The organism is Nocardia terrae, from assembly GCF_009760405.1.
Classification (GTDB): domain Bacteria; phylum Actinomycetota; class Actinomycetes; order Mycobacteriales; family Mycobacteriaceae; genus Nocardia; species Nocardia terrae.
Genome location: NZ_WRPP01000002.1, coordinates 324,880 through 339,754, shown reverse-complemented (window position 1 = coordinate 339,754; position 14,875 = coordinate 324,880). Strand labels below are relative to the sequence as shown.

Genomic DNA, 14,875 nt, shown 5'->3' with positions numbered 1-14,875 from the left:
TTCGGGCAAAACGGGCGAAACACCTCGAATTTGTGCCACTCGGTGGATAGGCGGGCGACTTGCCTCGTGGGTGTGATGCTCGGCGGGGTGGGGTTGGGCGGCGGCGTGGCTCCCGGGGCGGGGTGGGGGTGGGCGGCAGAATCTGCGGCGGCGGGTGGGTGCCCGCAAGGGAATTCGGAGGAATGGGATGCAGAGAGCCGGTGGGACAGGACTTTTCGGTCGGCGGGAGTTGGCGCGGCGGGGATGGCGGGTGGCTGCGGCGACCGGGATGGTCGCGGCAATGCTCAGCGGCGCAGGCGGATTGGGGGCGGCGGATCCGGCGCCCGCGCCGTCGATCGCGCTGCTCACGCTGACCGCGTTTCCCGCGGGGTGGCAGACGCGGACGGATCTGCGTCCGGCGTTGGAGGTGCAGTCGGATGGGCGCGCGGTGAAGCGGGCCGACAGTTCGGCACAGGCGGTCAACGGCACGGTGCCCGCCGACGTGCTGGGGGCGGCGATCGCGGATATCAAGGCGCTGGCGGCGGTGGATATGGGCCTGCCGCAGGACGCGGACAAGGCCACGTCCATCATCGATTACATGCCGCAGGCGCCCGATCAGGATGTGCATCTGATCGTGTACGGGCCGGAGATCAACGACGGGCTCTCCGACGAGCAGAAGGCGTCCCGCAAGCGCTTCGACGATGTGTTCCAGCGCTTGCTGAACGCCTTCGTGCCGGCGTAACCGCGAAAAGTCAGCCGACCGTCCAGGTTTCACGGCCGGTGAGCAGGTCCTGCAGTGAATTCTCGCTCACCGGTTTGCGTTCGGCGGCGGTGTCGAGCTGGGCTCGGACGCCGTCGTCGTAGGTGGGGCGGGAGACGCTGCGGAAGATGCCGGTCACCACATGGCTCAGGTCCTGGTCGGACAGGCGTGACAGGGCGTAGGCGTATTCGGGGTGGTCGGTGTAGGCGTCGTGGATGACGATGTCGGATTCGGCGACGCTGTCGGCGCGGGCCACCCGCAGGCCGAAACCGTCACGGACCACGGCGAATTCGCCTTCCGCACCGAAGCGGACCGGCTCGCCGTGGCGCAGCCGGATGAGGTGGGATTCGGCGTTCTCGCGGCGCAGGGCGTCGAAGGAGCCGTCATTGAAGATCGGGCAGTCCTGCAGGATCTCGACGAAGGAGGTGCCGCGGTGCTCGGCGGCGGCGCGCAGCACCTCGGTCAGCCCGGCGCGGTCGGAGTCCAAGGCCCGTGCGGCGAAGGTGGCTTCGGCCCCGAGGGCCACCGACAAGGTGTTGAACGGGTGGTCGACCGAGCCCATCGGGGTGGACTTCGTGACCTTGCCGGTCTCCGAGGTCGGTGAGTATTGACCCTTCGTCAAACCGTAGATCCGGTTGTTGAACAACAGGATCGTCATGTTCACATTGCGGCGCAGGGCGTGGATCAGGTGGTTGCCGCCGATGGACAGCGCGTCGCCGTCACCGGTCACCACCCAGACCGACAGGTCGGGACGGGTCACCGCCATGCCGGTGGCGATCGCCGGGGCGCGACCGTGGATCGAGTGAATCCCGTACGCCTCCAGGTAATACGGGAAACGACTCGAGCAGCCGATGCCCGAGACGAACATCAGGTTCTCGCGTTTGAGACCGAGATCGGCGAGGAATCCGCGCACGGTGGCGAGGATGACGTAGTCGCCGCACCCCGGGCACCAGCGCACCTCCTGATCGGAGGTGTAGTCCTTGGCCTTCTGCGGCCCGGCGGCGGTGGGCACGCCGGACAGCCCGGTGAGCCCGAGATCGGTTCCCACGAGCGGGTTCTCGAGGATCGTCATTACTTACCCCCTGTAGTGCGGTAGGTCGCCCGCGCGCGGGCGGCGAAGGCCTTGGCCTGCTCCATCTCCGCGATGGAACCGTCCAGGGCCGCGTCGATGACACCGACCAGTTCCTGCGCCTGGAAAGCGGTGCCGGCGACCTTGGTCCACGGCTGCACATCGACCAGGTAGCGGGCGCGCAGCAGCATGGCCAGCTGGCCGCCGTTCATTTCCGGGCACACCACGGTGCGGTAGCGGCCCAGCACGTCACCGAGGTTGGCGGGCAACGGATTCAGATGCCGCAAGTGCGCCTGCGCCACCGGCACCCCGCGCCGCCGCGCCCGCCGGCACGCCTCGCCGATCGGCCCGTAGGAGCTGCCCCAGCCGATGAGCAGCAGTTCGGCGCGGTCGCCGGGATCGTCCACCTCGAGGTCGGGCACCGCGATGCCGTCGATCTTGGCCTGCCGGATCCGCACCATCAGTTCGTGGTTGGCCGGTTCGTAGGAGATATTGCCGCTGCCGTCGGCCTTTTCGAGCCCGCCGATGCGGTGGGCGCGGCCGACGGTGCCGGGCAGCGCCAGCGGCCGGGCCAGGGTCTCCGGATCGCGGGCGTAGGGCTGGAACGAGTCCCCCTCCGCCCCAGCGGGTTCGAAGCCCGGATCGATCGGCGCCAGCTCGGACACCCGCGGAATCGCCCACGGCTCCGAGCCGTTGGCGATGGCGCCGTCCGACAGCAGCAGCACCGGTGTGCGGTAGGTGAGCGCGATGCGCGCCGCCTCGACCGCGGCGTCGAAGCAGTCGGCCGGTGAGCGCGGCGCGACGACCGCCACGGGCGATTCGCCGTTGCGCCCGTAGAGCGCCTGCAGCAGATCGGCCTGCTCGGTCTTGGTGGGCAGACCGGTGGACGGCCCGCCGCGCTGCACGTCGATGATCACCAGCGGCAGCTCGGTCATGACCGCGAGGCCGATGGTCTCGCTCTTGAGCGCCAGGCCGGGACCGGACGTACTGGTCACCCCGAGCGCGCCGCCCAGGGACGCGCCGAGCGCCGCGCCGATGCCCGCGATCTCGTCCTCGGCCTGGAAGGTGGTGACGCCGAAGTTCTTGTGCTTGCTCAGCTCGTGCAGGATGTCCGAGGCCGGGGTGATCGGGTAGGTGCCCAGGAACACGGGCAGTCCCGCCAGCTGCCCGGCGGTGACGATCCCGTAGGCGAGCGCGGTATTGCCGGTGATCTGCCGGTAGGTGCCGGGCGGCAGCGTCGCGGGAGCGATCTCGTAGGTGCTGGCGAAGGCCTCGGTGGTTTCGCCATAATTCCAGCCTGCCCGAAATGCGAGGATATTTGCTTCGGCGATTTCCGGTGTGGCGGCGAATTTCTCCCGCATGAACTGTTCGGTGCCGCCGATGGGCCGCCCGTACATCCACGACAGCAAGCCGAGCGCGAACATGTTCTTCGCGCGTTGCCCATCCTTTTTACCCACACCGGTCGGTTCGGTCGCACCGAGGGTCAGCGAAGTCATGGGCACCCGGTGCACCACGAAATCGGTCAGCGTGTCATCGGTGAGCGGATCAGCGGTATAGCCGACCTTGGCCAGATTGCGTTTGGTGAATTCGTCAGTATTCACGATCACCGTCGCCCCGCGGGCCAAATCCTCCAGATTCGCCTTCAGCGCAGCGGGATTCATGGCGACCAGTACGTCCGGCTGGTCGCCCGCGGTGAGGATGTCGTAGTCCGCGATCTGGATCTGGAACGACGACACACCGGGCAAGGTGCCCTGAGGTGCGCGGATCTCGGCGGGGAAGTTCGGTTGGGTGGCAAGGTCATTGCCGAATGCGGCCGCCTCGTGGGTGAACCGGTCACCGGTGAGCTGCATGCCGTCCCCGGAGTCGCCCGCGAATCGGATGACGACCCGTTCCAGTTTCTCGACCGCCAATTTGCCGGTGGCGCTACCGTTCTCGGGCGCAACCGGCCGACCGTCGTCATGCTGCACGGAATCTTCGAACTGAGCCATGCGCGTGCATCACTTCCTAGTCAGGTGTGAGGTACCAACGCCAAACTACTCCGCAATATTCGCGACACACCCGTGAAGCGCAATGGTTTCGATCAAAGAACCGGCGTCAGGCGAACAACGCCAGCTGGGTATCGGGCGTGTGCGATTCGGCGGCGCGGACCTCGGGTTCGGCCTGCCGTTCGCGGTTCAAACGGTGTTTTTCCAGCAACGGCTCGATTCGGCCGCGTAGCCACGCAGAATACTCCGGTGTGACCGAAGCTCCACGACCATACAGTTGCCGGTAGCGCCGCAGCAGCGCCGGGTGCGCTTCGGCCAGCCAGTTGAGGAACCATCCGCGCGTGGACCCGCGCAAGTGCATGGGAAACGCCGTGACGCCCGCGGCCCCCGCCTCGGCGATGGCGCCGAAGAGCTCGTCCAGGTGGGCGTTCGAGTCGGTGAGGTACGGAATGACCGGGGCCACCATGACATTCACCGCGAACCCGGCCTCGGTCAGCGCCCGCACCAACTCCAGCCGCGCGCGCGGCGAGGGGGTGCCGGGTTCGAGTCCCTTGTGCAGGTCCTCGTCGAGAATCGCGATGGACACCGCGAGATGCACCGGCACCTGCCCGGCGGCGGAGGTGAGCAGCGACAGATCCCGCCGCAACAGTGTGCCCTTGGTGAGAATGGAGAACCCGGTGCCGGATTCGGTGAGCGCGCTGATGATGCCCGGCATCAGCCGGTAGCGCCCCTCGGCGCGCTGGTACGGATCGGTATTCGTGCCCAGCGCAACCGATTCCCGGCGCCACGACCGCTTGTGCAGTTCGCGCCGCAGCACCGGGACCACATTGGTCTTGACCACGATCTGGGAGTCGAAATCGGCTCCCGCGTCGAGGTCGAGGTATTCGTGCGAGCCGCGGGCGAAGCAGTAGCGGCACGCGTGCGAGCACCCGCGCATGGGGTTGATGGTCCAGCTGAAGGGCAGATTCGAGTCGGGCACCCGGTTCAGTGCGCTCTTGCAGAGCACCTCGTGAAACGTGATGCCCTCGAACTCGGGCGTCTGTACGCTGCGTACGAAGCCCGCACGTTCGAGCCCGGGGAGCGCGCCGTCATCGGCGTTCAGGGTTTGCCTTTGCCACCGCACCACCCCAGTCGAACATGTGTTCTAACGACTGTCAAGCAATCTTCTGCGTGTCGACCTCGATCGGCTGCCCGTTGTAGAAGGCGACCAGATCCCGAATGGTCTGCTCGGCGGGCCGCGGCCGGTAGCCGAGTTCCTCGGTGGCCTTGGCGTGCTCGACGATCGGCGCGGCCAGCAGCGCACCCATGGCCGCCTTGGAGATGCGGTCGCTGCCGAAGGCCTTGGCGACCGGCTCCATGACCGGCATGCAGGCATTGATGACCTTGGCCGGAATCGCGAAGGCGGGCTTCATCTTTCCGTTGACCTCGGCCGCGGTGCGGGTGGCCTGGAACATGTCGGTGAAGTGCCCGCCCAGCAGGTAGTTCTCACCGGTGCGGCCGCGCTCGCCCGCCAGGATCAGCCCCTGGGCCACGTCGCGCACGTCGACCAGGTCGAAGCCGCCGCTGATCATGACCGGCACCCGCCCGCGCGCGGCGTCCCACAGGGTGCAGTTGATGCGCGAGTTGGTGTTGTCGATCGGTCCGTACACACCGGTCGGGTTGCAGATCACCGCGTCCAGACCCTGGTCGATGATCTTGCGCAGCTCGATCTCGCCCTGCCACTTGGAGCGGTCGTAGACCGGCAGGTCCGGATCGATGGACCGCGGCGAGCGCTCGTTGATGGTGCCGCCACAGCTGTACTGGTTGAACGCGTGAATCGAGCTGGTGTGCACCATGCGCCGCACGCCGACCTCGCGCGCCGCGTCGGCGACCACGCGCACGCCCTCGGTGTTGACCCGCCAGGCGAGATCGTTCTTGTGCGCGAGAGTGATGAGCGCGACCAGGTGGTAGACCACCTCGGCCCCGTCGAGCGCCGAACGCATGGACGCCGGGTCCAGCACATCGCCGTTGACCCAGGTGACGCCGGACTGAGCGGTCCCGGCGACGCGGTCGATGGCCGTCACCTCGTGACCGCGATCCGTAAGCAGGCGAAGCAAATTGGTGCCAAGGAACCCGGCAGCGCCGGTGACTGCGACCTTCATGGAGACGAGAATATAGAACTTGTTCTAATTTGCAACAACGGTGGCATTGCGATCCGGCCAGGGTGCGAAGTGCGGCGATAGGACCGACGCCACACCGGGCTGGACGCTCGATGGGATATATTCGGCATCCGCATGTCCACGACGATTGGGGGGCACTGACATGGCCGATCTCTCGGTCGACACCGGCGCGGTCCGCGCCTTCGCGACCGCCCAGAGCGGCGTCTCCGCCGACATCGCCGCCCAGGGCGGCCTCGACACGGTGTCTCACGTCGCGGCCATGACGCCGGCGTTCGGACTCATCGGCGCGGACTTCCTGGCCAGCTTCGCGGTCGCGGAGTTGCTGCACGATCGCGACATCAATGCCCTCTCGGGCCGCTTCGCCAAGTTGGGTCAGGCCGCCTTCGGCTCGGCGGCCACCTACGACGCCACCGATGCCGACTTCGCGAGCGGCCTCGGCAATTTCTCCGGGCAGATCGACGAGCAGGCATGAGCCTCGATTCCGGCGTGATCGGGCTCCCCCAGCAGATCCCCGCCCCGATGGGAGTGGACAGCGTGACCACGATCGCCCCCGGCCCGATCCCCGACCTGGCACTCGGCACCCTGCCCGCGGATGTCGCTCCCTTCCAGGCCCCGGAATTCGCGCTCTCGCGCAAGGAATTCGAGCAGACCGGTTCGCCCCTGAGCGGCGGAGTTCCCGGAGGCGGCAGCCCCCAGCCCGCCGACGCGCTGACTCCCGCGCTCGACGGCGCGCACGGCGTCCTCTCCGGTGCGCAGGGCACCCTCGGCGATGCTCAATCGGTCCTGGCCAACGCGCAGACCGCACTCGACAGCGTGCCCGCGGCGCTCGTGTCCGCCCAGGCCGCCCTGGCCCGCGCCGCCGCGAACCCCGCCTCGATCCTGCCGCCCCTGCCCGCCGATCCGGTCGGCGATCTCATGAAGGGCATGGCCCTGCCCGCCATCCCCGGACTGGACGCGCTGTTCAAGCCGTTCCTGGATCTGCTGCAGAGCTTCGGCACCGGCGTGCTGGGCAATTTCAACCCGACCACCCTGCTGAGCCAGGGTTCGAAGTTCATCGAGTCCGCGGTCCAAGTCGGCAGCGGCGCGCTCAAGACCGTCGAATCCCTGTGGCAGGGCAAGGCTTCTCAGAGCGCCCAGGAGACGGGCAAGCAGGCCGAGAACCACGGCCAGGAGACCGCCCAGCGCGGCTTCGACCTGTCGGCGATCACCAATCAGGCCGCGGCCGTGGTGCAGAAGGGCAATATCCAGCTCACCGCCATCGCGCAGGCGTTCGCCACCGAGGCGACCGCCATGGCCCCGCTCATCCTGACCCCGGTCGGCCAGACCACCCTGATCGCCTCGGCCACCCGCCACCTCGGCGAGGCCGTCGCGGTCGTCAACGCCACCCACGGCGAACTGTCCGTCTATACCGCCCAGGTGCAGGGCGTCATCGGCCAGCTACTCGGTCAGGGCGGCGGCCCGAACCCCGCCGAGGTCGCCCAGTCACTGGCCCAGAACGTCGGCCAGCCGATCCTCGAACAGGCCAAGGGCCTGCTCGAAAGCGGTTTGCAGGCAGGCACTCCCGGCTCCGGCGATCCCAGCAAGACCAATCCCGCGGGCGGCGCGCCGGACACCATGGCCGCCGGCGTCGGCGGTGGTGGCGGTGGCGGTGGTGGCGGCGCCGGAGGCGGCGGCCTCGGCGGCGGAGGCGGCCTGCCCTCGACTCCCGGCGGCCCCGGCTCTTCGATCCCCGGCGGCAAGATGGCCACTCCGGCCAACCCGTTCGGCGCCGGTGCGGGCGGCATCGCCGCCATGGGCGGTCCCGCCGGTTCGGGCTTCATGGGCTCCCCCGCCGCGGCGGGCGCGGGCAAGGGCGGCGCACCCGACGGCCAGCACGGCCGCACGGTCCAGCCGCACCAAAGCCCGCTGCAGGAAAGCGAACTCACCGGCAACCTGGGCACCTTCGCCCCCGGAGTCATCGGCCAGCCCGAGGACACTCAGGAAGACACCGACTCCGACCAGGTCTGATTCCCACCCGGCTCTGGTTCCACCGCGTCAGGGACGTGCAACGATGGCGCTGAACACCGAGGCACGGCCCGCCGGAACCAGAGCGCCGGTGCCGAAAGCTAACTCGCCCGCCACTCGCCGCCTTCGGATCGGCGCCATCGGCGGGCACCGGGACCTCGACGGCGAACCTGGGCCGATCAGGCCCAGCCCCCTTGCGGCGCAGCCGCTTTCGATTGCCACGGAGGCCATCGGCACGAGATCGGATGCGGTCGTGTCGCGCGCGGTCGGCCGCGCCGCCGGAAGAAGGCGAAGGGCCGCGGTCATCGGGGTAGCTGCCCCGACGACCGCGGCCGAGTGGAGGCCGATGTGCGGCTGTACACCCCGCGGGCTCGGCCACCGTTCCTGGCGCGAAATCGCTGCGCCGCGGTGGATCACACCGCGGTCGGCCGCGTCTGCGCGTCGATTCCGCCGTCGATGACGAACTGTGCGCCGTGGATGAAACCGGCCTGGGGGCCGAGCAGGTACACGATGAGTGAGGCGATCTCTTCGGGCTTGCCGTTGCGGCCGATGGGGGCCACGAAGTTGCGGATGGCCTCACCGTAGCGCGGATCGTCCAAACCGGCCTGCAGCAGCGGGGTTTCGACGCTGCCCGGGGCGACGGTGTTCAGTCGCACGCCCGCCGCGCCCCAGGCCGCGGCCCGTTCGCGCACGGCCACGGTGACGGCGTTCTTGGACGAGGCGTAGGCGTAGCTGCCCGCGAAATCCCCGGCCTGGGCGAAGGCCTCGGCCTCGTTGCCCTTGTTGATCGGGTTGTCCTCCCACTTGATCTGGGTGGAGGCGACCGACGAAACCACCACGGCCGCAGGGTTTTCGCCTTTCTGCAGCGCCGGCAGCAGTGCGTCGAGCAGGGCGACGGTGGCCCGGTAGTTGACCTCCACCACCAGGTTCGGGTCGGGCACCTGCGGCCCGACGCCCGCGCACAGCACCACGGCGTCCAGCGCACCGCCGGAGCGCCGCAGGATCTCCCCGACGGCCGCGTCGCGCGCCGCCGCGTCGGCCAGGTCGACGGTGATGTCGGCGTTGCGCAGGTCGATCCCGATGATGTCGTGCCCGGCGGCCCGCAGGGCGGCGGCGGTGGCCGCGCCGATGCCGGAACCGGAGCCGGTGATGGCGATCGTCATACCGCGATTAGAACAAGATCCAGGAATCCGGACAACCCCGTCAGGACCGGCATCTCAGCCACCGGGACGGCTACGACCGGGCGGTCCGTTCTCGGGATACGACTGTTGAGCACGCGCAGCGCAATCGACTCCCGGCCGCGCCGGTTCGGCGTTCCGGCTGCTTTCCGGCGAGCCTGCGGCTAGCATCACTTCCAGAACTAGAATCTGTTCTAGTTTTCGCACTGCTCACTGTCGAGAGGACGATCGATGCGCTTCACCTACGCGGAGGCGATGACCAACCCGGATTACTACATCCCCCTCGCGCAGGCCGCCGAGGCCGCCGGGTTCCACAGCATCACCGTGGCCGACAGCATCGCCTACCCGGCCGAGTCGGACTCGAAGTACCCGTACACCGCCGACGGCAATCGCGAATTCCTGGACGGCAAGCCGTTCATCGAGACCTTCGTGCTCTCCGCCGCCATCGCCGCGGCCACCACCACCCTGCGCCAGACCCCGTTCGTGCTCAAGCTGCCCATCCGCCCGCCGGTGCTGGTGGCCAAGCAGGCCAGTTCGCTTGCGCGCCTGAGCAACAACCGCTTCGCGCTGGGCGTGGGCATCAGCCCGTGGCCGGAGGACTTCCAGATGATGGGCGTCCCCTTCGAGAAGCGCGGCAAGCGCATCGACGAATGCATCGAGATCGTGCGCGGCCTGTCCACCGGCGAGTACTTCGAGTACCACGGCGAGTTCTACGACATCCCGAAGATCAAGCTCACCCCTGCGCCGACCGAGCCGCTGCCGATCCTGCTCGGCGGCCACAGCGACGCCGCTCTCAAACGCGCGGTGCGGCTGTGCGACGGCTGGATGCACGCCGGCGGCAAGGGCGAGGACCTCGACAAGTACCTGGCCCGGATCAACGAATTGCGCAGCGAGCGCGACAATCCGGGCGAGTTCGAGATCCATGCCGTCTCCCGCGACGGTTACACCACCGACGGCGTGAAGCGGCTCGAGGAGAAGGGCATCACCGACCTCATCGTCGGCTTCCGCAACTCCTACGCCATGGAGCACGACACGGAGTCGCTCGAGGAGAAGATCGTCAAGATCAAGTGGTACGGCGAGAACGTGATCAGCAAGCTGAGCTGAGCACACTTCTCGTCTCAGCCGAGGTCAGGCCCGCTTGGCATACCCCAGATCGATCACGGCGTCGCGCTCGGCCACGAGTTCCGCGACGCTGTGATCGATTCGGGCCCGGGCGAAGTCGTCGATCTCGAGATCCGGCACGATGGTGTACTCGCCGTCGGCGCAGGTCACCGGGAACGAGCTGATCAGCCCTTCGGGCACACCGTAGGACCCGTCCGACGGCACCGCCATCGAGGTCCAGTCCCCCGGAGCGGTGCCCAGCACCCAGTCGTGAATGTGGTCGATGGCGGCGCTGGCCGCGCTCGCCGCCGAGGACGCCCCGCGCGCCTTGATGATGGCGGTCCCCCGCTGCTGCACGGTCGGAATGAAATCGTCGGTGACCCAGGCACGATCGCCGATCACCTCGAGCGCCCCGCGACCCGCGACCGTCGCGTACGCCAGATCCGGATACTGCGAAGCGGAGTGATTGCCCCACACCGCGATCCGGTGGATGTCGGCCGCCGCGGCCCCGGTCTTCTTGGCCACCTGCGCGATCGCGCGATTGTGGTCGAGCCGCGTGAGCGCGGTGAACCGCCCGGCCGGTACGTCGGGCGCGTTGCTCATGGTGATGTAGGCGTTGGTATTGGCCGGATTCCCCACCACCAGCACCCGAATGTCCTCGGCCGCATTGGCATTGATGGCCGCCCCCTGATCGGTGAAGATGGGCCCGTTGGCGGCCAGCAGATCCGCCCGTTCCATCCCCGCGGTCCGCGGGCGTGCCCCGACCAGGATCGCGATGTTCGCCCCGTCGAACCCCACCCACGGATCGTCGGAGATATCGATCCCGGCCAGCAGCGGGAACGCCCCGTCCTCGAGCTCCATGGCCACGCCCTCGAGCGAGCCGACCGCGGCGGGAATCTCCAACAGCCGCAACCGCACCGGCGTCCGGGATCCCAGCATCGCCCCGGAGGCGATCCGGAAGAGCAACCCGTAGGCGATCTGCCCGGCGGCTCCGGTCACGGTGACGGTCACTGGCGCGGTGTTGCTCACGGCGAAACTCCTCGCGATAAGGCGGTATTCGCCCCAACCCTAACCAGGCTCACACCGCCCCGCCGCGCCCGGTGAGCAAGCCAACACCGCCGCCCGGACCCGAATCGGCTCCGCTCCAGCCGCTTTCCGGCGAATCGGTCAGTGGGCCAGGTCGGCGATATCGGAGTCGGCCAGGACGATCGGGGCGGCCTCGTCGCGGATGCGGACCATGCGGACGGCGCGATAGAGCGGGCGCTCCTCGGCGTTGGCGTCGCGGGCCTCGGCGCGCAGCTGCCCGATCAGCAGATCGGAGATGGCCAGGGCGGCGGCCAGGGGGCAGCTCGCCAGGGCGTCGGCGAGTTTGCGCAGGCCCAGGATGTGCAGTTCGCGGCCGCTGCCGGAGTCGCTGTAGATGGCCAGGGGCACGATCTGGGTGTCGGGGCCGGCGGTGACGCGCAAGACGATGCGACTGATCCGGCCGGGGTAGATCAAGATCTCGACGGCGGTGGCGGCGGCCAGGTCGATGCGGCGTTCACCGCGCCAGGTGCGGGCCCGGATCACGGTGCCCGCCACCGCGATCCGCCGCCGCCGCACCGCCATGGCGTAGAGCGCGGTGGGCGCGCCGAGCACGAGGCCGGCGGCCAGCGCGATGGGCCAGTGCACGAACAGCGCCATCAGCAGCCCGACACCGATGCCCACGCCGAGCGCGGCCAGGGTGAGCTTGCGCAACGCGGGAGCCAGCAGTTCCGGCGCGATCAGGTCGAGGCCGACTTCGCCCGCGGGCCCGGCTTTGGATTCTTCAGTCAAGGCAGCGCATTCGTCCAGGAGTCGATGAGTCACGCGTACCGGCGGCACGCGCCACCCCCGCGCGACGCACCGCACGGTACCAGCAGGCCATTACCCCATACCCCGAATCGCCACGACCCAAGCAGGGATTCGCGGTGCGGGCCGGAAAGGGGCCGCGGTCGGGTTCCGCCGGGCGCACCGGCGGAACCCGACCGGTCAGTTAATCCCGTTCTCCGGCAAGCACGGCCGCGACCTGAGCGACCGCCTCGTCGAGCGGAATCTGGCGCTGTTCACCGGTGCTCAGATCCTTCAGGCCGATCTCCCCCTCGGCCACCTCGCGGTCGCCCAGCACCAGGGCCACCCGCGCCCCGGACTTGTCGGCCGCCTTCATCGCGCCCTTCATACCGCGCCCGCCGTAGGCCAGATCGGTGCGGATCCCCGCCTTGCGCAGCTCACCGGCGATGACGACCAGGCGCTGCTTGGCCACATCGCCCAGCGGCACCCCGAACACCTCGATACGCGGACCGTCCACCGCGGACTTGCCCTCGGCCTCGAGCGCGAGCACGGTGCGGTCCACGCCGATACCGAAGCCGATGCCCGACAGCGGCTGCCCGCCCAGCTCGGCCATCAGCCCGTCGTAGCGCCCGCCGCCGCCGATGCCGGACTGCGCGCCCAGCCCGTCGTGCACGAATTCGAAGGTGGTCTTGGTGTAGTAGTCGAGCCCGCGCACCATGCGCGGATTCACCACGTACGGCACGCCCAGCGCGTCGAGGTGGCCGAGCACCTGCTCGAAGTGCGCCTTGGCGGACTCGGACAGGTGGTCGATCATGAGCGGCGCGTCGGCGGTCATCTCCTTGACCTCGGGCCGCTTGTCGTCGAGCACGCGCAGCGGGTTGATCTGCGCCCGCCGCTTGGTCTCCTCGTCGAGGGGCAGTTTGAACAGGAACTCCTGCAACAGCTCCCGATACTGCGGCCGGCAGGTCTCGTCACCGAGCGAGGTGATCTCGAGCCGGAACCCGTCGAGCCCGAGCCCGCGGAAGCCGCGGTCGGCGACGGCGATCACCTCGGCGTCCAGCGCCGGATCGTCGATGCCGATGGCCTCGATGCCGACCTGCTGCAGCTGCCGGTAGCGACCCTTCTGCGGTCGCTCGTAGCGGAAGAACGGACCCGCGTAGCAGAGCTTGACCGGCAGCTGTCCCCGGTCGAGGTTGTGTTCGATGACCGCGCGCATGACACCGGCGGTGCCTTCGGGCCGCAGGGTGAAGCTCTCACCGTTGCGGTCGGCGAAGGTCCACATCTCCTTGGAGACGACGTCGGTGGACTCGCCCACACCCCGCGCGAACAGGGCGGTCTCTTCGAAAACCGGCAGTTCGATATGCCCGTATCCGGCCAGTCGCGCGGCCGCTACGAGGCCGTCACGGACGGCGACGAACTCCGCGGAAGTGGGTGGCAGATAGTCGGGGACCCCCCTCGGGGCACTGAAGCTGCTGGTCTTGGTCACGTTGTTCAGTTTTCACCACGGCCGTTGGGCAAGTCCAACCGGTTACCTCCCCCGCGCCATCGGCGTCGGCGCCGGTGCCGCCATCGACGACTGGCATATGTAGGTTTTTCTCAGCGAATGCAGGTAATGTCTGCCGCGGCCGCTGGGCTGACGGCCGCCATCTGTACACACAGTCAGATACCGACCGTTCACGGAGGGACAGTTAGTGCCGAGCAATGAACAGCGACGCGCTGCGGCGAAGCGGAAGCTGGAGCGTCAACTCGAGAACCGGGCCCAGCGGGCGCGCAAGCGCAAGCAGCTCACGATCGCCGCGTCGGCTCTCGGCGTCGTGGTCGCGGTAGCGGCCGGTGTCGGCATCTACTTCCTGACCAAGGGCGACGACAACAGCAGCAACAGCGCCGCGGCGTCGACCACGCCCGACGCCTCGCTGACCGGAGCGCCGCCGCCGGCCGCGAAGGCCAAGGCCGCACAGGTGAACTGCACCTACCGCCCGTCGCAGAAGCCGGCCGACAAGCCGGTGTCCGCGCCCGGTACGGACAACATCTCCACCGCCGGTGAGGTCAAGGCGACGATGACAACCAGCCAGGGTCCGATCAGCATGACCCTGAACCCGGGTGAATCCCCCTGTACGGTCAATAGTTTCGAGTCGCTGGCCAAGCAGAAGTTCTTCGACAACACCTCCTGCCACCGCATCACCACCGGCAAGGGCCTGCAGGTGCTGCAGTGCGGCGACCCGACCGGCAGCGGTATGGGCGGGCCCGGGTACGAGTTCGACAACGAGTACCCGACTGACCAGTACGACGCCAATGATCAGGCCGCCCAGTTCCCGGTCGCCTACAAGCGCGGCGTGCTGGCCATGGCCAATGCCGGACCGGGTACCAACGGTTCCCAGTTCTTCCTGGTCTACGGCGATTCCCAGTTGCCGCCCCAGTACACGATTTTCGGCACGATCGACGACAACGGCCTGGCCACCCTCGACAAGATCGCCGCGGCGGGTGTCCAGGGCGGCGGTCAGGACGGCAAGCCGGCCACCGATGTGAACATCCAGTCGGTCCAAATCAACTGACCAGCATGGTTTTTCGGGCCCGGCGCGTGACGCGCCGGGCCCGTTCCTTTTCCGGTTGAAGTCTCGAAACGGTCCCGGCGAACCTACAGACTAAGGGTTCCCTAACCAAAGAAAATCCTGATTTTTCCGCTCCACGCCGGAAATGTGCGATATATGCTGGATCGCGACGCACGTGTACGGCGGTTTCGGAGTTTTCGCTGGTAATCTCGTAGAACGGAGTACCAAGGCGTAGTAAAGCCCACCGGGAAACCCCCACCGGGCCACTGCGACGCCAGACGT

13 protein-coding genes are annotated in these 14,875 nt (G+C 68.4%); 5 read left to right on the top strand and 8 right to left on the bottom strand.

Features of this window, described 5'->3' with window-relative positions:
- The first annotated feature begins 250 nt into the window (after window positions 1–250).
- Entirely contained in the window at window positions 251–721 is a 471-nt protein-coding gene (locus GPX89_RS11355; RefSeq protein WP_157387463.1) for a hypothetical protein, read from the top strand.
- Window positions 722–731: 10 nt separating this feature from the next.
- Here the strand turns inward: GPX89_RS11355 and GPX89_RS11350 are convergent, their stop codons facing one another.
- The 4 genes from GPX89_RS11350 to GPX89_RS11335 all read right to left on the bottom strand — a co-directional run bounded on the left by GPX89_RS11350 (window position 732) and on the right by GPX89_RS11335 (window position 5,934).
- Complete coding sequence (locus GPX89_RS11350) at window positions 732–1,811, bottom strand: 2-oxoacid:ferredoxin oxidoreductase subunit beta (RefSeq protein WP_157387462.1); 1,080 nt, start codon at window positions 1,809–1,811, stop codon at window positions 732–734.
- The gene (locus tag GPX89_RS11345) at window positions 1,811–3,796 is read right to left on the bottom strand and encodes a 2-oxoacid:acceptor oxidoreductase subunit alpha (protein ID WP_235947077.1); all 1,986 of its coding nucleotides are present in this window, start codon (window positions 3,794–3,796) and stop codon (window positions 1,811–1,813) included. Before GPX89_RS11345 ends, GPX89_RS11350 begins: the two co-directional genes overlap by 1 nt.
- Before the next feature lie 106 nt (window positions 3,797–3,902).
- Window positions 3,903–4,916, bottom strand: coding sequence for an Rv2578c family radical SAM protein (locus GPX89_RS11340; RefSeq protein WP_328601719.1), 1,014 nt, complete (start codon window positions 4,914–4,916; stop codon window positions 3,903–3,905).
- A gap of 31 nt (window positions 4,917–4,947) precedes the next feature.
- Window positions 4,948–5,934, bottom strand: a complete 987-nt coding sequence (locus GPX89_RS11335; RefSeq protein ID WP_157387461.1) for an NAD-dependent epimerase/dehydratase family protein — start codon at window positions 5,932–5,934, stop codon at window positions 4,948–4,950.
- Window positions 5,935–6,094: 160 nt separating this feature from the next.
- On the opposite strand from GPX89_RS11335, the gene GPX89_RS11330 reads away from it, so the two are divergent.
- Together GPX89_RS11330 and GPX89_RS11325 are read left to right on the top strand one after the other, a co-directional pair.
- On the top strand, window positions 6,095–6,424 hold the full coding sequence (locus GPX89_RS11330) for a type VII secretion target (RefSeq protein WP_157387460.1): 330 nt from the start codon (window positions 6,095–6,097) through the stop codon (window positions 6,422–6,424).
- Window positions 6,421–7,959 carry a hypothetical protein gene (locus GPX89_RS11325; protein ID WP_157387459.1) on the top strand — a complete coding sequence of 513 codons (1,539 nt, stop codon included), beginning with the start codon at window positions 6,421–6,423 and terminating at the stop codon, window positions 7,957–7,959. The genes GPX89_RS11330 and GPX89_RS11325 overlap by 4 nt, the downstream gene beginning before the upstream one ends.
- A 410-nt stretch (window positions 7,960–8,369) precedes the next feature.
- On the opposite strand, the gene GPX89_RS11320 is transcribed toward GPX89_RS11325, so the two are convergent.
- The gene (locus GPX89_RS11320) at window positions 8,370–9,119 is read right to left on the bottom strand and encodes an SDR family oxidoreductase (RefSeq protein WP_157387458.1); all 750 of its coding nucleotides are present in this window, start codon (window positions 9,117–9,119) and stop codon (window positions 8,370–8,372) included.
- Window positions 9,120–9,365: 246 nt separating this feature from the next.
- On the opposite strand from GPX89_RS11320, the gene GPX89_RS11315 reads away from it, so the two are divergent.
- On the top strand, window positions 9,366–10,238 hold the full coding sequence (locus GPX89_RS11315) for a TIGR03619 family F420-dependent LLM class oxidoreductase (protein WP_157387457.1): 873 nt from the start codon (window positions 9,366–9,368) through the stop codon (window positions 10,236–10,238).
- A 24-nt stretch (window positions 10,239–10,262) separates the two neighbouring features.
- Here GPX89_RS11315 and GPX89_RS11310 read toward each other — a convergent pair whose 3' ends face one another.
- The 3 genes from GPX89_RS11310 to hisS all read right to left on the bottom strand — a co-directional run bounded on the left by GPX89_RS11310 (window position 10,263) and on the right by hisS (window position 13,530).
- On the bottom strand, window positions 10,263–11,264 hold the full coding sequence (locus GPX89_RS11310) for a malate dehydrogenase (protein WP_328601718.1): 1,002 nt from the start codon (window positions 11,262–11,264) through the stop codon (window positions 10,263–10,265).
- Window positions 11,265–11,402: 138 nt separating this feature from the next.
- Window positions 11,403–12,050 carry a hypothetical protein gene (locus tag GPX89_RS11305; protein WP_157387456.1) on the bottom strand — a complete coding sequence of 216 codons (648 nt, stop codon included), beginning with the start codon at window positions 12,048–12,050 and terminating at the stop codon, window positions 11,403–11,405.
- Between the two features lie 199 nt (window positions 12,051–12,249).
- Window positions 12,250–13,530 carry a histidine--tRNA ligase gene (hisS, locus tag GPX89_RS11300; protein ID WP_328601717.1) on the bottom strand — a complete coding sequence of 427 codons (1,281 nt, stop codon included), beginning with the start codon at window positions 13,528–13,530 and terminating at the stop codon, window positions 12,250–12,252.
- 205 nt (window positions 13,531–13,735) lie between these two features.
- On the opposite strand from hisS, the gene GPX89_RS11295 reads away from it, so the two are divergent.
- Entirely contained in the window at window positions 13,736–14,596 is an 861-nt protein-coding gene (locus GPX89_RS11295; RefSeq protein WP_328601716.1) for a peptidylprolyl isomerase, read from the top strand.
- Window positions 14,597–14,875 lie beyond the last annotated feature (279 nt).